Origin of the sequence: Streptomyces sp. NPDC002133, assembly GCF_040296405.1 — a bacterium.
In the GTDB taxonomy this organism is placed as follows: Bacteria; Actinomycetota; Actinomycetes; order Streptomycetales; family Streptomycetaceae; genus Streptomyces.
This window is the reverse complement of sequence record NZ_JBEOXF010000042.1, coordinates 40,937-62,020: the sequence shown is the minus strand read 5'-3', so window position 1 is coordinate 62,020 and position 21,084 is coordinate 40,937. Positions and strand designations below refer to the sequence as shown.

Sequence of the window (21,084 nt, the reverse complement as noted above, 5' to 3'; positions counted from 1 at the left end):
GCGGTCGTAGATTCGCGGCATGAAGATGAAGACTGCACGTATCCACGAGTACGGCGACCCGTCCGTGATCCGCTACGACGACGTTGCGCGCCCTCAGCCTGCATCAGGTGAAGTGCTCATCCGTGTCGCCGCGACCTCGTTCAACCCCACCGAGGCCGCGTTGCGGGGCGGACTGCTGCGGGCGTTCTTTCCCTTGGACCTGCCCTACACGCTCGGATGGGACGTCGCCGGCACGGTCGCCGAGATCGGCGCGGGTGCGGAGGGGTTCACCGTCGGCGACCGGGTCATCGGGCAGCTCGACAGCGCGGGTGCGGCCGCCGAGTACGTACGGGCGCCCGTGGCCACGCTTGTCGCAGCTCCCGCTTCCATCCCTCTTGCGAACGCTGCGGCCCTTCCCGTGGCCGGTCTCACGGCGTGGCAGGCGGTGTTCGAGTACGGGCAGGTAGCCGCCGGTCAGCGCGTACTGGTCAACGGTGCGGGCGGTGGCGTCGGTGGCTTCGTGACGCAGCTCGCCAAGTACGCGGGAGCCGAGGTGATCGCCACGGGAGGCGCACGCAGCGCCGAGGCGGTCCGGCGGCAGGGGGCGGACCAAGTGATCGACTACACCGCCACGCCGGTGGTTTCCGCGCTCGACGGCCCGGTGGACACGCTGCTCAACCTGGTCCCGCTGAGCCCGCCGGACGCCGCAGCTCTGGCGCCGCTGGTACGGCCGGGCGGGCGGATCGTCTCGATCGCCACCCCGATCGAGCCGCCTGCCGATGCCACGGTGACTGCGATGCACATGGTCGCCCGCAATGATGTGGAGCATCTGGCGGCGCTGGTCGAGCTCATCGACGCGGGCGTGGTCACCATCGACATCAGCGAGTCACGCCCACTGGCCGACCTCGGCGCCATTCACCGCCTCAGCGAGGCCGGCCGGATCCGAGGCAAGGTCATCATCCTTCCCTGAGCCGCCGACGGCCGGACCTTGCCCTCAGCCTCCATGCCCATTTCCCTGTGGGCACGTTTCCCGCGTACCTGGCCGAGCACTTTGGCGAGTACGCAGACACCCGCGTGCAGTTCGTGATCATTGATGCGGGATGATGCGGGATGATGCGGTGTGCGTGGCGAGGATGGGCTGTGCGAGGTCGAGCCGGTCGAGCCTGCGACACCAACACGTTCATGGCCACCGGCCGCCTGGCCCACGACGAACAGGTCCCACCCGCACCCCGCGGACGCATCCCGGCGAACGCCACACTCAAGGAACGCATGGCCCGCAAGCTGCGGACCAAAACCCGGCAAGGCCGCCTACAGCCGCCGCAAAGCGATCGGCGAACCCATCTTCGGCCAGATCATGACCTGCCACAACGGCCGCCAACTCCTCCTCCGAGGCGAAGACGACGCCCGAGGAGAGTGGCGCCTGCTTGCCGCCTGCCACAACCTCCGCAAGATCTTCCGACACGCGGGGACGGCCGGCCTCGCCATAACCGGCTGACCAGTCGGCCACACCGGCCTCAGCGGGCCGAAATCCCGCTCCGACCGACCCGTTCATCGGCCCCACAGGCGCTGACCGGGCGACCACGACCGATCCCGCCCATCACGACCTCCCGACCAGTTGCCCATTATTGAGAGACACTTGGTGACATGAACCAAATGATAGGCTTGCGGTCGTGAGTCAAGGCACTCTGGCCAAGCGGAAGTTGGGGCACCGGGCCCGACTTGTGCTGTCGCCTGCCGAGGTGTCGACGGCCGAAGCCCAGGCATACGCGGCCCGCACGATGTGGAACCTGCTGCACGCCTGGTGGCAGATGATGCCGAAGGACAAGCGGACCCTGGCGAACGCGGACGCCGCGATACGCCAGGCCCGCAAGGATCTCGATTACCTCGCCGTCCTCCCCGCGCAGGCCGCGCAGGCGGTGTTGAAGACGTACTTCCAGGCATGGAAGAACTGCTGGGAGGGCCGAGCGGACGCCCCGACGTTCAAGGGCCGGTTCCGGTCCGTGATGAGCGTGGACGTGCCGCAGGGCCGCGACCTGAACATCACGCGCGTGCACCGCCGCTGGGGCATGGTCAACCTGCCCAAGATCGGCCGTGTCCGCTTCCGGTGGACCAAAGATCTCCCCGTCGGCAAGCACGCCGACACGGACAACCGGATCACCGGCGCCCGGCTCATCAAAGACGCGCTCGGCTGGCACATCGCCTTCCGCGTGATGACCCAGGAGCCCCCGCCCGAGCCCCACCAGGGGCCGGACGTCGGAATCGACGTGGGCGTCACGGTCCCGCTCGCTCTCTCGGACGGAACCACGTTCGAGCACGGCGAGTGGCTGACAAAGAAGGAGAAGACCAAGCTCCTGCGCCTGGAGCAGCGCGCCGCCCAGCGCAAACAGCACCGCAAGGCAGGGGAGCGCACCTCGCGTCGCCTGCACCACACCTATGACCAGATCGCCCGGCTCCGAGCGAAAGCCAAGCGACGAGCAGCAAACTGGCAGCACCAGGCGACCACCACCATCGCCCGCACCTACGGCACGGTCGTGGTCGAAGCACTCACCATCACGAGCATGGTCAAGTCGGCTCGGGGCACCGTCGAAGAGCCGGGGAAGAACGTCGCACAGAAGACCGGTCTGAACCGCTCCATCGCATCCCAGGCGTGGAACCGCACGGTCACGATGCTGACGTACAAGACCGCCCAGCACGGCGGCACCCTGGTCAAGGTCCCCGCCCCCGGCACCTCCCAGCGCTGCTCAGCGTGCGGTTTCACCACGCCCGGCAGCCGGGAAGATCAGGCCACGTTCGTGTGCAAGAACCCCGATTGCGGCTGGTTCGGCAACGCCGACCACAACGCAGCCCGGAACATCTTGCACCTGTACCGGATCGGCCTCGTGGCGATCCCGGCTGCTGGAAGAGCAGTCGTCAGGCGCGCTCGTCGCGTCAAGCCTCCCATCGCAAGATAGGGCGGAATCTCCTTCCTGAGCTTGCGAAGGGAGGAGAGCGCTTCAACTCGTCAACGCGCGCTTCACCTCGCCCCAGACGCCCGAGACGACGTTCAACGGCGTAGCCGTCTCGCTCTGATCGAGGGAGACGGCTAGGCGGTTTCGTTTGGATCGGTAGGTCGTTGGTCCGGGTGTGCCGTTGACTGATGCGCAGTGGGCGCGGATCGAGCCGCTGCTCCCGGATCGGTCGCCGAAACGGGGCGGCCGGTGGCGGGATCACCGGGAGATGATCGATGCGATCGCCTTCAAGTTCCAGACCGGAACGCAGTGGGTGCACTTGCCGACGAAGTACGGCAATTGGCGGGGCGTTTACAACCGGCTGCGGATGTGGGCCGTCGACGGCACTTGGGAGCGGGTGTTCACGGCGCTGATGGCCCAGGCCGACGCCGACAAGGATCTCAACTGGGCTGTCTCGGTGGACACCACGATTGTGCGCGCCCACCAGCACGCCGCTGGGGCCCGCAAAAAAGGGGGGTCGATCGGCGAGCCGGACGACCACGCCATCGGTCGGTCCCGCGGCGGACTGACCACGAAGATCCACCTCGCTGCCGACGGCCGTTGTCGGCCCCTGGCCTTCGTCCTCACCGCGGGCCAGGCCGGTGACGCGCCTGCCTTCCCAGACGTGATGGGCCGCCTGCGCGTTCCCCGTCAGCGAGGACGGCCTCATACCAGACCGGACGTGGTCCTGGCCGACAAGGCGTACTCTTCGCGCGCGATCCGCGAACACCTGCGCAATCGCGGTATCCGGGCGGTGATCCCCGTCCCGGCGGATCAGCACGGTCACCGGCTGCGGCGCGGCAGCCGAGGCGGCAGGCCACCGGCCTTCGACCGCGAGACCTACAAGCAGCGCAACACCGTGGAGCGGTGCATCAACCGTCTGAAGCAGTGGCGCGGCATAGCCACCCGCTACGAGAAGACCGCAACCATCTACCTGGCCGGACTCCACATCGCCGGAATCTTTCTCTGGTCCGCCCGCTGATTTAACTGCCCCAGGCCGTCGCGGAAATCCGTCGAACTTGGCACCCGAACAGGCTGGTTGAACTAAGTTCTTTGCATGATCCTTAAATGGGCCGGCTTCACTGCGTTCGTGGTGACCGTAGCCGCACTCGCGTGGGGTGTCTCCGGTCTGGTGGAGCACTCCGGATGTCCGGACGGCCTCAACCGCTGTGCCGCGGCGCCGGGATCAGGGACGTACTTCGCCGCGACCATGATCAGCGTGTTCGCTGTGTTCGGGGGCTTCTACCCGGTCGTTCGCACGATGGACTGGCGTCCCACTCTGGGCCTGCCCGTAGGTGCCGTCATTGGGGCTGGGATTGCGCTCTGGCACGGGCAAAGTCTCGGCTTCTGGATCCTGGTGGTCGCCCTGCTGATGGTCGCGGCTGTCACCACGATCGGGGTACGGGCCCTGCTCACAAGCTTCTCGGACGCGCATCAGGCCCCTGACGAACCGCTTTGATTCGGCCTGGACAGCAGGCCATGTTCCGGTGATCCAAACAAAACGGCCTAGACCACGTAAGGCAGTGAGGACGTGATGAGGTGAGGAACCGGCGTCACCACCCGGGGTAGCGGCTCCACCAGTGCGGGTCCCAGCCCTGGACGTACTCGCTGCCGCTGGGGGCGTCCGACACCTCGGCGAGGAGATCGCGGGCCAGGGTGTCGAGGACCCAGGTCAGTTCATGGCGGCTGACCAGGTTCAGGGGCAGGGCCTCGATGCCGTGGGTCGCGCCGAGCACTGCGCCGGTCACGCACGCGACCGACTCGCCGTCGGGCGCCGCGGCCGCGAAGCGCAGCGCGGCGTGCACGTCGGCATGGTCGGGGAAGGAGGCCGCGGTGTAGAGGCCGCCGAGGAGGGCCGAGGGCGCGGTGGCATCAGGGGCGAGGCGCGCCAGGCGCGCCGGGTCCGCCGGGTGTTCGACGGCCTCGGCAAGTGCGGTGGCGATGCGGGCGTGTTCGGCGTCGGCGATCGTGCCGTCGGTCGTGTGGAGGGTGGAGAGCCCGGCCTTCAGCGCGTCCCTCACGGCGTCGCCGGTGAGGCAGTGCCGGGTGAGTACGGTCGCGTGGGCCGCGGCCGACTGGGCTGTCGGGTCGCCGTGGGTGAGGGCGGCGATGTCGCGCGCGTGCTTGTCCCACTGGCGGACGGCCTCCGCAGTGCCGAGCCCGGCCAGGGGCAGGGTGCGGCCCACCGCGTGCCACCCTCGGCTGGCGGTCGTGGGCTTGTCCACCGTGCCCTGTTCGATGGCGGACAGCGCCTGCACCGTGGCCGGTGCCGATCCGCGCCGCTCGGCGAGCGCCGGTACCTGCGCGAGCCAGCCGTCCGGCCATGCGTCGCCCTTGGATTCGCCCCAGCGGGCCCTCATGCGGTCGGCCTCGATGCCCTGAAGCGTCGCCCAGCGGCTGTAGGCGTGCCAGAGCACCGACGGCGGATGACAGATGCCCTTGTGTTCACTGCGGACCAGGGCGCGGATGGAGCCCTCGGCGGTGAAGCAGGCCAGCTGGGTGCAGACGCCGGCGCGCAGCGGACCGGTGTCCGGCAAGGCCCCGCGTGCCGCGCCCATGGACTCTCCCAGCGCCATGCCGATCAGCATCCCGCGGAGCCCGGACGCGGTGTGTCCACGGAGAACCTTGTCCTGATGCTTGTTCCTGTCGGTCAAGGCGGTGCGCTTTCTGTCGGGTTGCCGGAGCGGGCGATGTGACCCTATGGCGTGAGGGCCGTGTGCGGTGCAGGCGGGTGCCGGGCCTGTTCGCCATCGCTGCAGATCACCGCGGTGAACTTTTTCGGGTCGGGGTCCGCGCTCTGGGCCCGCCGGTGATGCTCGATGAGCTCGGCGCAGTTCTCCGCCGGCCTGCCGCACCCGTTGGCGGCTGCGGGACCGCACGGCACGGTGTCCTGGGTGGCGTACGGCGATGGGGCCCGTCCTGTGGGGGTCGTGTTGTGGAGAAACTCCGTGGCCGCCCATCCGGCAGCGCCGGCCACCATGACCACGATCCAGAACAGCCGTAGCCATCGCGGCCTGCTGATCCCTTTCACGCTCTGCCCGCTCCTGAATGACGTTGCCGTGTGCATGCCACTGTATCTCTCGGCATGCGCGGCCGGGCGGCGCGTTGCCCATGGCTTGGGTCAGGAATCGGACATTCTGCTGTGTCCATGCGGATGCTCATCCTGGCCGTCGTGGTGCTCGCGGCCGCGAATGTGCTCGTGAACCGGCTCGGGCCCGGGCTGTACGTACCCGTCTGCGTCGTCACGGCCGCCGTGCTCGTGCTGATCGCCCGGCGGTCCGGGATCACCTGGGAAGAGCTGGGGCTCGGCCGTTCCTCGGCACGGCGGGGCCTGCGCTGGGGGCTCGTCCTGGTCGGGGCCGTTCTTCTCGTCTACGCGGTCGGACTGGCGTTGCCCCTCACCCGTGAGGCGTTCCACGACGAGCGGGCCGCGGAGCTGTCGGCCGGACAGCTCGTGTACCGGGTGCTCGTGCGGGTGCCGTTCGGGACCGTGCTGCTGGAGGAGATCGCCTTCCGGGGTGTCCTGTGGGCCATGATGCGACGGCGATGGGGCGCCGCTTGGGCCACCGCCGTCTCTTCGGCGATGTTCGGACTGTGGCACATCCAGCCGTCCCGGGGGCTCACCGGATCGAACGCCGCCGTCGAGACGCTCTTCGGTACGGGCACGACCGGCGTCGCGCTGTCGGTGACCGCTGCGGTCCTGGGTACCGCGCTTGCGGGTGTGGTGTTCTGCGAGCTGCGCCGCCGGTCCGGGAGCCTGATCCCGCCGATGGCGCTGCACTGCGCCCTCAACAGCGTCGGCTACGCGCTGGCGTGGGCGGTCGGCCGCTCGTGGGGCAGCTGAACGGGGCGTCCGAGAGCGCCTGCACCTTCCCCGGCACCGACACCGTCGCCTTGATCCGGCTCTGGGTACGCCCATGATCCGCCGGACAGACCCCAGCGCTGCGCGTGGGACGAGGCAGGGAGATCCTCGGCGCGAGGCTTGTCGCGCAGATACCGCAGACCTCCGCTGCCGACCCGCCGAAGAGGCGGGGACGGAATCCGCCCCTGCCTCTCCGCGTCGGCGGCTGCCTTGGGGTGGGCCATCGTCGGCGAGGCGGCTACGAGGTGGTCACCGAACCGCCTCTTCTCCACCGGTTGCGGCGGCAGTGCCCCGCCATGCCTCGGCATCATCGTCCCGGGAACCGGCGGGTTCCGCTCGATCACGTGCCATAGGACGGTCCGACACGGCAACCGTTGCGTACCGGCCGCCGGGTGGCAGCGGGAACCGCGTACGCCGGTACAGGATGGCGCTGCCGCGGTAGGCGTTGACCTGTCGGCCTGTCCGTGATCAGGCGGTGTGTCGGCGCACGGCACGAAGCAGGTCGTCGACGTCCTGCGGGGTGGTGGCGAAGGAGGTGACGAGGCGGACGACGCCCGGCTCCCATCGGTCGTGGTAGAAGACATAGCCGTCGGCCAGGAGCCTGTCGATGATCTGCCGGGGCAGACGGCAGAAGAGGATGTTGGCGTCGGCGGCGCCGAGCAGGTCGACCTCGGGCATGGCCTTCAGGCCCTCCTGGAGGCGGGCGGCCATGGTGTTGGCGTGGGTCGCGTTGCGCAGCCACAGGCCGTCGGTCAGATACGCGTCCAATTGGGCGGCGTGGAAGCGCATCTTGGCGGCGAGCTGGCCGGCGCGCTTGGTGCGGAAGGAGAGTTCGGCGGTGAGGGAGCGGTCGAAGACGACGATCGCGTCGGCGGTCATCGTGCCGTTCTTGGTGGCTCCGAAGGACAGCAGGTCGACCCCGGCCCGCCAGGTCATCTCGGCGGGGGTGCAGCCGAGGGAGGCGACGGCCCCTGCGAAACGTGCGCCGTCCATGTGCAGGCGCAGGCCGGCCTCTTTGGTGATGCTGCCGAGGGTGTGGAGCTCGTCGAGGGAGTAGACGGCACCCGTCTCGGTGGCCTGGGTGACGCTGACCACCGAGGGCTCCACGCTGTGCACGTCCCCGGACTTGTACCGCACGGCCGTGCGCAGCTCGTCGGGGTCGATTTTGGCGTCGTCACCGCTGAGCGGGACGAGCTTGGCTCCCGCGGTGTAGAACTCGGGCGCCCCGCACTCGTCGTTGTTGATGTGACTGTCGCGATGGCACAGCACGCTTCCCCACGGTGGGGTCAGCGCGGCCAGGCTCAGCGCGTTCGCGGCGGAGCCGGTGGAGACCAGCAGCACGTCGACGTCGCACTCGAAGATCTCGCACAGCTTGCGCCGGACATCGCCGGTGATGGTGTCGGCGCCGTACGGCTTGGCCTGGCCGGCGGCCGCCCGGGCTATGGCGTCGATGATCTCCGGCGGGGCGCCGGCGACGTTGTCGCTGCTGAAGATGCGTGCCGTGGGGGTGGGGGTGCTCATGGGTGATGATCCTCGCTGTCCGTTGAGGGTGGGAGGGGCCAGGGCGGCGGTGCTGTCCGCCTGATCGGTGCCGTTGCGGCACAGGTGAGGGACTGCGTTCACCGGCGGTTCCCCTCGGTCGTCGTCCGCGCCGGGTCGGCGGCGTGGATCAGCTGGCGCAGGCCGCCGTAGTAGACCTCGTCGTCGGTCACGGTGGGCACGATCGCGGCGAGGTGACGGGTCAGCGCCGGGAAGTCCTGCGGGTCGAGGGCGGCCAGCGCGGTGCGGGTGGCGGTCTGGGCGGCCTTGGGCTCGCGGTGATCGACGAAGCTCGCGCCGCCGAGCGTGAGGAGGTACATCCGGCGGTACGCGGTGATCGCCTCCTCGGGGGTCATACCGGCCGCGAGGCTGTCGGCGAGCTGCGGCTCCACCAGGCGGGCCAGCAGATGGGGGCCGAGCCATGGGCGCGTCCCCCGCAGGGCGAGCAGCCCGGGGTGGGCGGCGAGCAGCCGGAACAGCGCGCTGAAGCGCGTCTCGGTGGCCGTGGCCCAGTCGGTGTCCGGCCCGACGTCGGGAAGGCGGGCGGCCAGGTGGTCGGTGCAGAGGTCCAGCAGCCCGGCCAGGTCGGTGCAGCGGCGCTGAAGAGAGGCGAGGGAGATGTCCAGCCGCGCGGCCAACGCACGGAAGGTCAGCGCCTCGGGGCCGCCCTCGTCGACCAGGAGGAGGGCGGTCTCGGCGATACGTTCGGGGGTCGCACGATCCAGGGCGGGCGAGTGACGCGGCATACGAGTCATCGTACGATACGTTGTATCGAACCTGAGGTGCCCGTTGTGCCGACGCCCTCGCCGCGTACGTCCACGGCCGGTCGGCGACATCAACGCCGTCGCCGTCCGCCGCGGATCTCTCGTCGTGTCCGCCCGGTCACCCGGAGCCGGTCGGGCTCCGGTCCCGCGCGGGTCGCCGGTGCCGGTCGGGGATTTCCGGCCGGCACGGGCGACCGGTGCGCGAAAGCGCCCGGCGCGCCTTTCCGGCGACGAGTCCCACGGGCGCGGGACCGCCGAGGCGAGGCCGAGTTCGACTCGGACGGCGTTGACGCCGACGTCGCGGGAGGGGATGCGGCCCGGTCCCGCAGCACGGCCAGACCGCAAGAGCCTCGCCAAGGTTCATCGTCCCAGGTCAGGACGGCGCTTTCGCGTCTCCGCCTCGACAACCGCCACACCCGAGCGAAACAGCGAGGCCAGGGCCGTCCGGCGGATCACTGCCGGAGGGCCGAGTCGCCGAGACCGGCGCCTTTCCTGACGCCGCCATGGCGTCACCTCAGGGTGATGAACTCAGTAGCGGACTTGGGCCGTCGTAGATCACCATGCAACATATGAGTGATCAACCCGCACGATGGACCCAGGCAAGCGTCTACCCCGACATGTGGGCCGACCCGGACGACGACCCCCGCAACAAGGAAGGTGTCAGCCCGGACGGCGAGCTTGCGACGCTGCAGGACTTCCTGACGGGTTACCGCATGACCCTGCGGATGAAGTGCGAGGGCCTGGATGCGGGGCAGTTGGCCCGTCGGTCGGTTCCGCCGTCGACGATGTCGCTGCTCGGCCTGGTCCGGCACCTCGCCGAGGTGGAACGGGACTGGCGCAACTGGCTCGGCGACGGTGACCCCCTGCCGAAGCTGTACGGCGCGAAGGACGCGGACTTCGAGGGAGCTGTCGCCGAGCAGGCCATGGTCGACGCCGCGTACTCCGATCTGGAGCGTGAGCAGGCGGCGACCGACGCCGCACTGGCCGAGCACCCGGATCTGGGCGAGCGTGTGGGGAACGACAAGATCGCAATCCGGGAGCTGATGGTGCACAGGATCGAGGAGTATGCCCGTCACTGCGGGCACGCCGACCTGCTGCGCGAGTGCGTCGACGGAAGGGTGGGCCAGTGACGAGGACCGGACACCACGCCCACCCTCACCAGCTCGGCACCGCCACGTGACAGCCCCAGAAGTGACGGGCCCCTGCTCGCATTGTTGACTCGGGCATCGGGCGGGGCGATCCGACGCATGAGGAATGGGCTCGGCCGTAGCCGCATCTGGTGAGGTCCGGCAAGCGGGGCGGGCGCTGGGCGAGCCACCGTGTTGTCCGTCCAACTATCCGTCGCAGCGCGTAGGCACCGTGCTCGTGGGCACGCTGTCCTGCGAGCTGCGCCGCCGCTCCGGGAGCCTGGTCCCGCCGATGGCGCTGCAGCGCGCCCTCAACAGCGTCGGCTACGGGCCGGCGTGGGCGGTCGGCCGCTCGTGGGGCAGCTGACCGCCACGCCCCACAGTTCCTCAGATCCTGCTGCCCGAGGCCGTGTCGCTCGACAGACGCTGGGCCACGTAGATCGGGATGATCGACAGCAGCACGAGCACGGCGGCCACGACGTTGACCACCGGAGCCTGCTGGGGGCGGGCCATGTTGGAGAAGATCCAGACCGGAAGCGTCTGCACCCCGGGCCCTGCCGTGAAGGTGGTGACCACGATCTCGTCGAAGGAGAGCGCGAAAGCCAGGAGCGCACCCGCCACCAGCGCGGAGCGCACCATGGGGAAGGTGACGTCCCGGAAGGCGCGGAAGGTGTGGGCGCCCAGGTCCATGGCGGCTTCCTCGTAGGAGGCGGACATCCGGCGCAGCCGGGCGGCCACGTTGTTGAAGACCACCACGATGCAGAAGGTGGCGTGCCCGACGACCACGGTGAACATGCCGAGGCCCACGCCCAGCGGTTCGAGCACCGTACGGAACGCGGTGTTGAGCGCGACACCGGTGACGATGCCGGGCAGCGCGATCGGCAGCACGACCACGAAGGAGATGGCCTCCCGGCCGAAGAAGCGGTAGCGCTGGACGGCGAAGGCGATCAGCGTCCCGAGCACCAGCGCGATGGCGGTGGCGCCGAGGCCCGCCTTGACCGAGGTCCACAGTGCTTCCCGGGCCCCGGCACTGTGCCAGGCGGCCGTCCACCAGTCGAAGGTGAGTCCGGGCGGAGGCCAGCCGGAACTGCGGTCCGGATTGAGGGAGTTGATCAGGACCAGCAGCAGCGGGATGTAGATGACCGCGAAGCCGAGCCCTGCGGTGATGCGCAGGGTGATGCGCGCGGGGCGGGAGAGGTTCATCGGTGGGCCTTCGCTCTGCGTGTGGTCGAGGGACATGTGGTCAAAGGCTGCTCAGTGCTCCGGTGCGCCGTACCGCCAGCAGGTACAGGACGATGACCACCACCGGTACGGTGCCCAGTGCGGCGGCCAGCGGCAGGTCCAGCGTGATGTTGGAGTAGATGAGATTGCCGATGAGCTGGGTCTTCCCGCCGACGATCTGGACGGCGATGTAGTCGCCGAGGCTGAGCGAGAAGGTGAAGACCGAGCCGGCCGCGACGGACGGCAGGATCATCGGCAGGACCACGGACGTCAGGGTCCGCCCGGTGCGGGCGCCGAGGTCCGAGGACGCGTCCAGCAGGCTCGCGGGAAGCTGCTCGAGTCCGGCGTGGATCGGCAGGATCATGTACGGCAGCCACAGATAGGTCAGCACCATGATGGTGGCGGTCAGTCCGTAGCCGGGGCCGTCCAGGCCGAACGGCCCCAGCGCCCATTCCAGCAGACCGCCCTCGGCGAGGATGAGCCGCCAGGCATAGGCCTTGACCAGGTAGCTCGCCCACAGCGGGGTGAGGATCGCGACGACCAGCAGGGGCCGCCACCGGGGCCGGGCGATACGGGCCGTGTAGAAGGCGATCGGGAAGGCGATCACCACGCAGATCGCGGTGACCGCCAGGGCGACGCCGACACTGCGCAGGGCGACCTGCCGGTAGACGTCGGTGGTGAGCAGGGCGGTGAAGTTGTCGGTCGACCAGACCTTCACCACATTCGAGGTGAACGAGTCCGTGGTCCAGAACGCGGACATGAACAGCGCGGTCAGCGAACCGAGGTAGGCCAGGACGAGCCAGGCCAGTGGCGCGGAGAGGAGCAGGGACAGCTGCAACCGGGAACGGCGATGCAGGGTCCCGGCGAGCCGCCGGACGAATCCGGCGGCCGGCGCGGTCTGCGTCATGTGTGTGCTCAGCCCTTGATCTCGGTCCAGGCCTGGACCCACTTCGTGTAGGGCACGCACTTCGTGTCCGTGCGGCCGTCGATGCACTGGGCGATGGGAGTCGTCCAGAAGTGGACGTTCTTCCAGTACGCCTCGTCCTGCGCGTGGAAGGTGGCGCAGTGGTTCTTGTCCGCGGTCAGGGCGCAGGCCTTGGAGTTGGCGGGCGCTTCACCGAAGTACTCGGCGACCTGCGCGTTCGCCTTCGGGGAGACGATCCAGTCCAGCCACCGGTAGGCACAGTTGGGGTTCTTGGCCTTGGCGGAGACCATCCAGGTGTCCGACCAGCCGGTGGCGCCTTCCTCGGGCAGCACCGCGTCGACCGGGGCCTTCTCGGCCTTGGCGGCGTTGACGATCACCTGCCAGCTGGTGCCGACCACGGAGTCGCCGCTCTTGAACGCGGAGATCTCCTTGAGGTAGTCGCTCCAGTACTCGCCGATGTTGGCGTTCTGCTCCTTCAGCAGGGCGACGGAGGCGTCGAACTGCTTCTGGTCCAGTGCGTAGGGGTTCTTGATGCCGAGCTCGGGCTTGGTCTTCATGAGGTACAGGGCGGCGTCGGCGATGTAGATGGGGGAGTCGTACGCAGTGACCTTGCCCTTGTACGGCGAGGCCTTGTCGAACACCACGGACCACGAGGTCGGGGCCGGGGTCACCTTCTCCTTGTTGTACATCAGCACGTTGGCGCCGCGGCCGTGCGGGATGCCGTACGGGACATCGTTGACGGTGTTCCACTGCTTGTTTTTGAGCCCGGAGAACACGTCCTTGTAGTGGGGCACGAGATCGGTGTTGACCGGTACGGCGTCTCCGGACGCGATCAGTCGCAGACCCGCGTCACCGGAGGCGGAGACCGCGTCGTACTGCCCGGTCTTCATCAGGCTGACCATCTCGTCCGAGGTGCCTGCGGTCTTCGTGTTGACCTGGCATCCGCTCTGCTTCTCGAACTCGGTGACCCAGTCGACCTTCGGGTCGTTGGAGCCGTCCTCGGCGTACCCGGCCCAGGCGATCAGGTTCACCTGGCCCTCGGACGTGCCGAGCGACTTCTGGGCGCTGAGCTTCGGCGGGGTGAAGCCGCTGCCGCCGGGGGCGCCGCCCTTGGGGCTGTCGGAGGAGCCGCAGGCGGTCAGGAGGAGCAGGGAGCCGGCGGCGGTGGTGGCCATCAGCGATCGGTTCAGGCGCACGAGCATCTCCACACGTGAGGTAGGGACGGAGTGGGGGAACGGGGACCAGCAGAGGAGTGGAAGGGAAGGGGAGGAGCGGGGAAGAGCGGGGAGGGAAGGGGAGGAGCGGGGAGGAGCGGGGAGGGGCGGGGAGCGCACAAGGGCCGCGGCCAAGCGGCTCAGTTCGGCTGCTTCGCGTCGGGCACCCGGAAGTTGTGGCGGTTGTGCCAGTGGAGCCGCACCCGGGAGCCCCGGAAGGCGGCGACGTCCTCGGACGAGGTCTCGAGGTTCTGCTGCAGTGCGGTGAGGCGCCCGCCCGCGTCCAGATCCACCAGGAAGCGGGTCGCGTCCCCGAGGTAGACGGCCTCCGCGACGGTGCCGACGGCCGTGGAATGCTCCGGTTCGTCGGCGATGGCCGACTCCTTGAGGACGCGGATCTTCTCCGGGCGGATGCTGTAGGTGCCGGCCGTGCCCACCACCTGCTCGGCGGCGGGGCCGGTCAGCAGGTTCGACGTACCGACGAAGCCGGCGACGAAGGGAGTGGCAGGTCGTTCGTAGATCTCGGCCGGAGTACCGACCTGTTCCACGCGGCCCTTGTTGAAGACCGCGATCCGGTCGCTCATCGTCAGCGCCTCCTCCTGGTCGTGCGTGACGAAGACGAAGGTGATGCCGACCTCGCGCTGCATCGCCTTGAGTTCGACCTGCATCTGCTCGCGCAGCTTGAGGTCGAGGGCGCCGAGCGGCTCGTCGAGCAGCAGCACCTTCGGGCGGCCGACCAGGGCGCGGGCCAGTGCCACGCGTTGGCGCTGGCCTCCGGAAAGGTGGGACGGGCGGCGGCTGCCGAGGTCTTCGAGCCGTACGCGGGCCAGCGCCTCGCGGGCCTGCTCCAGACGCGTGGCCTTCGGTACCTTGCGGACCTTGAGGCTGTAGGCGACGTTCTGCTCCACCGTCATGTGCGGGAAGAGCGCGTAGTCCTGGAAGACGGTGTGCACGTCCCGCTCGAAGGGCGCGAGGCGGGTGACGTCGGAGCCGGCGAGCTCGACGGTGCCGCCGGTGGGGGACTCGAACCCGGCGATCATCCGGAGCACCGTGGTCTTTCCCGAGCCGGAGGGGCCCAGCATCGAGAAGAACTCGCCGTCCGCGATGTCCAGGTCGACGCCGGCCACCGCTTCTGTCCGGCCGTATGCCTTGCGCAGGTTCCGGAGCCGGATCGTCATTCCCTCCATGAGCGGGGGACCTTTCTGCTGCGGTCGTCGGATGGCGTGTTCGGCCTATTGGCTGTGTCGGCAAGGGCGTTCACGGACGAGGGCGGGTATCGACGTTGAGGACCGGCGTGGCTGCCCGGCGCCGCCCCGTGTCGGGGTCCGGCACTGCCGGTGCGCGAAAACATATGAAGTCATGGTTCAAAGCTCAAGACCCCCTTAAGGTAAAGCCTGAGTCAATCCGCAAGGTGGTGGTCGTGAACCGAGACAAAGCAGACGTCCGCAGGGCCGTCTTCACACCTGTCGACACCCAGGCACGGGTGGACGCCGTGGTGCGCCGCCTCGGTGACGCCATCGAACTCGGACTGCTGGCCGACGGCGAACAACTGCCGGGCGAGACCGATCTCGCAGCCCAACTCGGCGTATCCACCGTGACCTTGCGCGAGGCACTGATGGCCCTGCGCCAGCAGGGACTGGTCACCACGCGCAGGGGCCGCGGCGGCGGAAGCTTCGTCACCGTGCCCGACGGGCCGACGGAGGAGCGGCTGCGCGCCCGGCTGGCCGACTGGAGCACCGAGGAACTGCGCGATCTCGCCGACCACTGGGCCGCGGTCTCGGGAGCCGCCGCCCGGCTCGCCGCCGAGCGCACCGAACCGGACGACCTGCAGCCCCTGCGCAGGACCCTGGACGAGCTGATCGACGCCGGCGAGTCGACGGCCCGCAGCCGGATCTGCTCACGCTTCCACGTGGAACTGGCCGCTGCCGCCCAGTCCGCCCGGTTGACGCGCGAAGAGGTCTCCATCCAGACCGAGGTGGGCGCGCTGATGTGCCTCATCCTTGGCGATGATGGATATCTGGTGGAGGTGACCGATCGTCACCGCGATGTAATCTCCGCCGTGCAAGATGGTGCGGGCGAGCGTGCCAGAGCCCTGGCAGAGCAATGCGTGCAGGCATCACTCACCCGCCTGATCGGACTCCGTCTCGGCTCCGTCGGCAGTGCGCGCCGTCTCCGTCCCGAGGAGGGCTCCCATGGCCAGCAGTCCCCGTCTCGTGAGCGCGGCAAAGGCCGCTCCTGACGAAACGGCCGCCGACGTGGCCGTCGGAATCCGTGACGCCCTCGAAGGCGTCTTCGATGCCGTGAGCCGGACGTGCGCCGAGACCCAGGCGCTCCTCTGCTCGGTGTCGGCGCAGGGGCGCCGGCCCGTCTCCGCCGACCTCGCCCCCCTACGGCCCGGTCTGCACGAGCGGCTCGGCCGGTACGACCTGGTCTCGGGGATCGGGTTCGTCGCCGTACCCGGGCTGCTCGCCGATGTGTCGGCCTGGCTGGAGTGGTGGCAGACCGATGGGAACGGCGACGTCCGTCCACTCGTGCCCGACCTCGATCCGCAGCACTCCGCGTACTCGGACTACACCCACTGGGACTGGTTCACGCTGCCGAGGGACACCGGCCGGCGAGCGGTCGCGGGACCCTATGTGGACTACCTCTGCTCCGACGAGTACAGCCTCACCCTCTCCGCACCCGTGACCGTCGAAGACCGCTTCGTGGGCGTCGCCGCCGCCGATGTCTACCTGCGGAACTTCGAAGCCGCCGTACTGCCCCTCCTCCAGCGGCTGACCGCTCCCGCCCGGCTCGTCAACGCGCGCGGACGCGTCGCCGCCTCGACCGACCCGCGCCACCTCGCCGGTTCCCTCACCAGGAGCGCCGCCTTCGCCGCCCTCCCCGCCGGCCCGCAGCACCCCACCGTCCACGACGGCCTGCGCCTCTACCCGTGCGACGGAGTTCCCCTGCTCCTCGTCACGGCAGCCGGGTGACCGGTCCGGCAGACGCGGCGGCAGCACGTCGGCCGGACCGGCGCCGCCAGGGCAACGCCCTGGGTCACCCCGGTGCGGCCCGATTCACACGGGGGAGGACTTCAGCACCGGGTCGGGCACGGTGGTCTGACGATCAGGGCTCCGTGCCCCAGGCGGGGCGCCGTTCACGTAGACGCCGATCCCGGGGGCGTCGGCAAAGGCCGCGTTCGTGCCGCGGCTGCAGTCGTCCGCCTCGTTGAAGTTCGACCGACCGGTGTACGCGGAGCTGGATCTCCCCGGTGGAAGCCCCCGCGGCGAGCGAGCGTCCAGAGACGTTCACCTTCAGACAGCGACCGGCGCCGGTCGCCGAGCCGTCGGCGGCCACGGAGTGGGTGAGGTTGGAGCAGCCCAGCTGCGCCCAGTCGCACCAGGTGGTGTACGAGCCCGCGCCGTCGGCGAACCAGTAACGGATCTCCACCCCGGACAGACTCCGCGCGCCCGCACCGGTGTTGACCAGCTGGAGCCTCATCCGGATCACGTTGTCCGTGGCGTTGGTGTCACCGGCCGCCGGTCGCAGTGAGCCTGCCCGCTTCAGATGTTGGCGGCATCCGGCCGACGGCCGGCGCGGTCCTCGCCGGGGCCGGCCGGTACGGAGCTGTGCTCGGCGCCATCCCTGGAGCGGTTGCACCGACCTGGCCGGGGCAGGGTCCCGGCGTTACGCGTCGGGCCTTCCGCGACCGCGCCCTCAACGGAGCGGGTTGCGCCTCGGCGTGGGCGGTCGCCCGCGGACGGGACGACTGATGCGCCGCCCGCCCCGGGGCAGATGAGCCCGGGGGCGAGCGGCGCCCGTACGACGTCAGGCCACCGGCGGTGTGTGCGCCGGGCGGCCGTTGCCGCGGGTGAGTCGGTAGCCCCAGATGCCGGCCAGGGCGGCGAGTGCCGCACCGGCCGCCGTCCACAGCACGCGGGACGACCACCAGCCGGAGGCCCAGCCGCCGTCCGGCTCGACCTCCGGGCCCGACGCGGGCACCAGCGGTGCCGCGAGCACGCCGTCGACGGCGGCGGCGCCTCCCGAGTCGGCCGCCGTGACCTCCACCGCGGCGTCGACGGGCTCGCCCAGGTCCTCGGCAGGCGCGCCGACGACGGTCAGGCGGACGTAATAGGCACCGGGAAGCGGGTCGTTGGCCCACGGCTCGGACCAGGACCGGACCGTACGCAGCGCACAGGAGAGCTCGACCGAGGTGGCCTCGGCCGGGGCGGACCTGGTGTCGCTGCCGTAGCGGCAGGCCTGACGACGCCGCAGCCCGTCGTAGACGTCGAGCCGCCAGGTGTGGGCGCCGTGGCGGGCCTCGGACCCGGGCAGCTTCACCGTGGCCCGTACCGTGGCCCGCTGCCCCGCGTCGGCCGGGAACTGCCAGTAGAGGTAGTCACCGGTCGACGCCTGCGCGGTCGCCCGCTGTCCGTGGCGGACGACGGTGGCCGTGCGGAAGGACGTGCCGGCCTCGGTCGGCGCGGCGGCCTCCTCCGTGCTCGCGCTCGGGGAGGGGGTCTCCGCGGCGGCGACGCCCGGAGACGTCAGCAGCGCGGCGGCGGCGAGCAGGCCGCCCGTGAAAGTGCGTACGGTACGCATCAGTTGGTCCTCCAGACGGCGATGCGCCAGCGTGAGATCCAGCCCCACAGCAGACCGGCGACGAAACCCGCGAGCGTCAGCAGGCCGAGCAGCCACCAGCCGCGGCCGAGGCCGAGGAAGGCGACATCGGCGGCGTCGCGGGGGCCGTCCACCACGTCGATCGTCAGCTCGACGGGCAGACCGGGAGCCGTCTTGACGGAGGCTGGGGCGGAGAAGGAGTTGCTCACGCGCAGACAGATCGTTTCGGCGGCGGGCTCGACGTCGTCCGCGTCCGCGTCATCGATGACGGGCTTGGGGTGGCGCAGACCCGTGGAGACGACGTCGGTGCGTCCGTCGCCCGCGGCCTCGCCGCGCACGATCTCCCGGCCGTGCAGCGTCGACGCGCGCAGCAGCACACCGTAGTCGCGGTTGACGGCGCGGTCGGCGGCAATGCTGACGGAGGCGCGGAGCTCCTGCCCGGGCAGCAGGTCCACCCGGTACCAGCGGTGCTCACCGAAGGCCTCGCGGTCGGTGTAGAGGCCGGCCTTGAGCTGCGGCGCGTCCTCGCACCGGTCGGCGCCCTGCGTGGCGACCGGGGTGACGACCGGTTCGGCGGCGCGGTCGATCAACTGGCCGACCCGGTCGGACAGTTCCTCCTTGTGCTGAACGGAGGTGTACGTGCCGCCGGTGGCCTCGGCGATGCACATCAGCTGGGCGCGCATCTTGGCGTTGGGGACGAGCCCGAGCGTGTCGATGGTGATGTTGATGCCCTTGGCGGCGATCTCGCGCGCCACCTCGCACGGGTCGAGCGGGGCGCAGGTGTCCTCGCCGTCCGTGATGAGGACGATCCGGCGGGTGGCGTTCCCGCCCTCCAGGTCGTCGGCGGCGCCCAGCAGGGCGGGACCGATGGGCGTCCAGCCCGTCGGGGCCAGGGTCGCCACCGCCGTCTTCGCCTCGGTCCGGTCGAGTTCGCCGACCGGGTAGAGCTGGCGCGTGTCCTTGCAGCCCTTCTTCTGGTCCTTGCCGGGATAGTCGGCGCCGAGCGTGCGTATGCCGAGCCGGACCTCCTCCGGCACCGCGTCCAGCACCTCGTTGAACGCCTGCTTGGCCGCGGACATCCGCGACTGTCCGTCGATGTCGCGGGCCCGCATCGACCCGCTGACGTCCAGGACGAGTTCAACCTTGGGCGCTTCCTTCGCGGCCGGTTCGTCGGCCGAGCCGCCGGAGTCGGCAAAGGCGGCGGCCGGGACGAGGCCGCCGGTCAAGGTGACCAGCAGCGCGCTGCACACCGCGGCTGCCAGTCGCTTTCGTATGATCATCGCCGGATCATAGTGATCACGAGGAGCGCTGCCCAATTCCGCACGCAACTGTGAGGCAGAACGAGCCGTGTTGAAAATTTGACGTTCCGTCATGAGAGGGGGTGTGCGTGGGCAGACCGGGCCCGCGCAAGACGGTTCTGGTGGTCCTCATGGCCACGGTCCTGTACCCGGGCACACCGTCGGCGTCCGCAAGGTCGCCGGGGCGGCCCGGACGCCCGGCCGCTGGCTCAAGGTCTTCGAGGATCCGGAGAAGGTCCTGGACCTGCTCGGGCCCGACTGGACTCCCGACGAGCCCGGGCCTTATACCCCGCCTCCGCTGGGACACCCGCACCGGCGCCGACCTTGCGCCAGCAGCCGCACTACTACCTGGATCGCGTCGCCGTCGTCCGCCGCCCGAACCAGCTGATCCGCCATATCCCTGTCTCGATCATTCTGGGCCCCTTGGGCTGAGGGAGCCCCGGGGTCGTCCCCCACCCCGAGCTACCTGGCACCCGGCCTCCGTCCTGCAGACCACGGGACGTCTGCGTCACCTCAGCGGTCCACGTCCGCCGGTGTGCCGTTCTCAGGCGCTGTTGCGGCCGATGCTCGCACCGCCGTCGACGCGCAGGACCTGGCCGGTGATGAAACCCGCCTTCTCGGAGAGCAGGAAGGCGATGGCGGCTGCGAGCTCGTCCGGGCGCCCGAACCTTCCCATGGGAACAGTCGCCAGGTAGCGGGCGGCCGAGGCCGACCCGGGCGGGTTGGTCTCCCGGAACAACTCGGTCTCGGTGGGGCCCGGGGCGACGGCGTTGACGGTGATCCCGTGTGCAGCAAGCTCTCCGGCCCAGCCTCGCGTCAAGAACTCCAGGGCGGCCTTGGCCGCACCGTAGGACGTTCGATCGGGCAACCCCAGGGTGACCAGGCTGGTGAGGTTCACCACGCGGCCCCAGGACCGCTCGAGCATGCCGGGCAGGACGGCCTGGACGATCTGGACCGCGGTGCGCACGTTCATGTCGAGAACCGCGTCGAGGTCTGACAGAGCGACCTCCCCGACAGGCGCGGCTCGCACCATCCCCACATTGTTGACCACGGCGTCGACCGGTCCCGCGCCCATCACTTCGCGCAGGACCTGATCGGTGGCCGCACGGTCAGCAAGGTCGGCTTCGTGGAACTCGCCGGGAAAGGAGTGCGGTGCGCTGCGGGCGATGCCCACGGGGATATGACCTTCTCCTGCCAGCTGCTCGGCGAGGGCGCGGCCGATGCCTTTGGACGCGCCCGTGATGAGTACTCGCCTGCGGGTCATGGGTTCACTCCTTTGCTGCGCTGATCAGCGCATTGATTCTGTGTGTGGGGCGGGGGCGCCGATCGGGTGGGCCGGACGTCGGCGGGCTGTGGAAGGCCCTGCCGGGACGCGACGAGCCTGGTCGGACCGGATGAGAACCACGGTCGCACCTGAGCGGCCGTCCGAGCCACGGCTGTGACCGCGAGCAGCGCGTGCGAGGGCACGGGGCCGCCGGGTACTCCAGCACCGCCAGGAGACCCAGCCGCCGGTCTGCGGACGCTCACCGGCACCGGTGGCAGCTGAGGACGAACGGGCGGGGCGGC

The 21,084-nt window shown here is 70.0% G+C and carries 21 protein-coding genes and 1 pseudogene; 10 read left to right on the top strand and 12 right to left on the bottom strand.

Features of this window, described 5'->3' with window-relative positions; genetic code table 11:
- The first annotated feature begins 19 nt into the window (after nt 1-19).
- The 5 genes and pseudogenes from ABT078_RS30115 to ABT078_RS30095 all read left to right on the top strand — a co-directional run bounded on the left by ABT078_RS30115 (nt 20) and on the right by ABT078_RS30095 (nt 4,425).
- The gene (locus ABT078_RS30115) at nt 20-949 is read left to right on the top strand and encodes an NADP-dependent oxidoreductase (RefSeq protein ID WP_351233207.1); all 930 of its coding nucleotides are present in this window, start codon (nt 20-22) and stop codon (nt 947-949) included.
- A 191-nt stretch (nt 950-1,140) separates the two neighbouring features.
- Nucleotides 1,141-1,474 (top strand): annotated as a pseudogene (locus ABT078_RS30110) (transposase); the annotation flags it as partial.
- A 175-nt stretch (nt 1,475-1,649) separates the two neighbouring features.
- Nucleotides 1,650-2,930 carry an RNA-guided endonuclease InsQ/TnpB family protein gene (locus ABT078_RS30105; protein ID WP_351233205.1) on the top strand — a complete coding sequence of 427 codons (1,281 nt, stop codon included), beginning with the start codon at nt 1,650-1,652 and terminating at the stop codon, nt 2,928-2,930.
- A gap of 172 nt (nt 2,931-3,102) precedes the next feature.
- Nucleotides 3,103-3,948, top strand: coding sequence for an IS5 family transposase (locus ABT078_RS30100; protein WP_351233203.1), 846 nt, complete (start codon nt 3,103-3,105; stop codon nt 3,946-3,948).
- A 108-nt stretch (nt 3,949-4,056) separates the two neighbouring features.
- On the top strand, nt 4,057-4,425 hold the full coding sequence (locus ABT078_RS30095) for a hypothetical protein (protein WP_351233201.1): 369 nt from the start codon (nt 4,057-4,059) through the stop codon (nt 4,423-4,425).
- A 94-nt stretch (nt 4,426-4,519) separates the two neighbouring features.
- Here the strand turns inward: ABT078_RS30095 and ABT078_RS30090 are convergent, their stop codons facing one another.
- Both ABT078_RS30090 and ABT078_RS30085 read right to left on the bottom strand, forming a co-directional pair.
- Entirely contained in the window at nt 4,520-5,620 is a 1,101-nt protein-coding gene (locus tag ABT078_RS30090; protein ID WP_351233199.1) for an ADP-ribosylglycohydrolase family protein, read from the bottom strand.
- Nucleotides 5,621-5,664: 44 nt separating this feature from the next.
- Entirely contained in the window at nt 5,665-5,997 is a 333-nt protein-coding gene (locus ABT078_RS30085) for a hypothetical protein (protein WP_351233197.1), read from the bottom strand.
- Nucleotides 5,998-6,114: 117 nt separating this feature from the next.
- Between ABT078_RS30085 and ABT078_RS30080 the strand changes: the two genes are divergently transcribed.
- On the top strand, nt 6,115-6,810 hold the full coding sequence (locus ABT078_RS30080; RefSeq protein WP_351233195.1) for a CPBP family intramembrane glutamic endopeptidase: 696 nt from the start codon (nt 6,115-6,117) through the stop codon (nt 6,808-6,810).
- A 486-nt stretch (nt 6,811-7,296) separates the two neighbouring features.
- Here the strand turns inward: ABT078_RS30080 and ABT078_RS30075 are convergent, their stop codons facing one another.
- Nucleotides 7,297-8,349: a threonine aldolase family protein gene (locus ABT078_RS30075; protein ID WP_351233193.1), complete on the bottom strand. Its 1,053-nt coding sequence runs from the start codon at nt 8,347-8,349 to the stop codon at nt 7,297-7,299.
- 98 nt (nt 8,350-8,447) lie between these two features.
- Nucleotides 8,448-9,113 carry a TetR/AcrR family transcriptional regulator gene (locus ABT078_RS30070; RefSeq protein ID WP_351233191.1) on the bottom strand — a complete coding sequence of 222 codons (666 nt, stop codon included), beginning with the start codon at nt 9,111-9,113 and terminating at the stop codon, nt 8,448-8,450.
- A 578-nt stretch (nt 9,114-9,691) separates the two neighbouring features.
- On the opposite strand from ABT078_RS30070, the gene ABT078_RS30065 reads away from it, so the two are divergent.
- Both ABT078_RS30065 and ABT078_RS30060 read left to right on the top strand, forming a co-directional pair.
- Nucleotides 9,692-10,261: a DinB family protein gene (locus tag ABT078_RS30065; RefSeq protein WP_351233189.1), complete on the top strand. Its 570-nt coding sequence runs from the start codon at nt 9,692-9,694 to the stop codon at nt 10,259-10,261.
- Nucleotides 10,262-10,496: 235 nt separating this feature from the next.
- Nucleotides 10,497-10,625, top strand: a complete 129-nt coding sequence (locus ABT078_RS30060) for a hypothetical protein (protein WP_351233187.1) — start codon at nt 10,497-10,499, stop codon at nt 10,623-10,625.
- A gap of 20 nt (nt 10,626-10,645) precedes the next feature.
- Here the strand turns inward: ABT078_RS30060 and ABT078_RS30055 are convergent, their stop codons facing one another.
- From ABT078_RS30055 to ABT078_RS30040, 4 genes are all read right to left on the bottom strand, one after another.
- Nucleotides 10,646-11,461, bottom strand: coding sequence for an ABC transporter permease (locus tag ABT078_RS30055; RefSeq protein WP_351233231.1), 816 nt, complete (start codon nt 11,459-11,461; stop codon nt 10,646-10,648).
- Between the two features lie 40 nt (nt 11,462-11,501).
- Nucleotides 11,502-12,386, bottom strand: coding sequence for an ABC transporter permease (locus ABT078_RS30050; RefSeq protein ID WP_351233185.1), 885 nt, complete (start codon nt 12,384-12,386; stop codon nt 11,502-11,504).
- An 8-nt stretch (nt 12,387-12,394) separates the two neighbouring features.
- Complete coding sequence (locus tag ABT078_RS30045; protein WP_351233183.1) at nt 12,395-13,600, bottom strand: ABC transporter substrate-binding protein; 1,206 nt, start codon at nt 13,598-13,600, stop codon at nt 12,395-12,397.
- A gap of 158 nt (nt 13,601-13,758) precedes the next feature.
- Nucleotides 13,759-14,805: an ABC transporter ATP-binding protein gene (locus ABT078_RS30040; protein ID WP_351233181.1), complete on the bottom strand. Its 1,047-nt coding sequence runs from the start codon at nt 14,803-14,805 to the stop codon at nt 13,759-13,761.
- Nucleotides 14,806-15,038: 233 nt separating this feature from the next.
- Between ABT078_RS30040 and ABT078_RS30035 the strand changes: the two genes are divergently transcribed.
- Both ABT078_RS30035 and ABT078_RS30030 read left to right on the top strand, forming a co-directional pair.
- Nucleotides 15,039-15,857 carry a FadR/GntR family transcriptional regulator gene (locus tag ABT078_RS30035; protein WP_351233179.1) on the top strand — a complete coding sequence of 273 codons (819 nt, stop codon included), beginning with the start codon at nt 15,039-15,041 and terminating at the stop codon, nt 15,855-15,857.
- Entirely contained in the window at nt 15,811-16,593 is a 783-nt protein-coding gene (locus ABT078_RS30030; RefSeq protein ID WP_351233177.1) for a PDC sensor domain-containing protein, read from the top strand. Before ABT078_RS30035 ends, ABT078_RS30030 begins: the two co-directional genes overlap by 47 nt.
- 133 nt (nt 16,594-16,726) lie before the next feature.
- On the opposite strand, the gene ABT078_RS30025 is transcribed toward ABT078_RS30030, so the two are convergent.
- The 4 genes from ABT078_RS30025 to ABT078_RS30010 form a co-directional block, all read right to left on the bottom strand.
- Nucleotides 16,727-17,260 carry a cellulose binding domain-containing protein gene (locus ABT078_RS30025; RefSeq protein ID WP_351233175.1) on the bottom strand — a complete coding sequence of 178 codons (534 nt, stop codon included), beginning with the start codon at nt 17,258-17,260 and terminating at the stop codon, nt 16,727-16,729.
- A gap of 168 nt (nt 17,261-17,428) precedes the next feature.
- Nucleotides 17,429-18,202 (bottom strand): hypothetical protein, encoded by a 774-nt coding sequence (locus tag ABT078_RS30020; protein WP_351233173.1) that lies wholly within the window; start codon nt 18,200-18,202, stop codon nt 17,429-17,431.
- Nucleotides 18,202-19,500, bottom strand: coding sequence for a VWA domain-containing protein (locus ABT078_RS30015; protein ID WP_351233171.1), 1,299 nt, complete (start codon nt 19,498-19,500; stop codon nt 18,202-18,204). Before ABT078_RS30015 ends, ABT078_RS30020 begins: the two co-directional genes overlap by 1 nt.
- A gap of 562 nt (nt 19,501-20,062) precedes the next feature.
- Nucleotides 20,063-20,782 (bottom strand): SDR family oxidoreductase, encoded by a 720-nt coding sequence (locus ABT078_RS30010; protein ID WP_351233169.1) that lies wholly within the window; start codon nt 20,780-20,782, stop codon nt 20,063-20,065.
- Between the last annotated feature and the right edge of the window lie 302 nt (nt 20,783-21,084).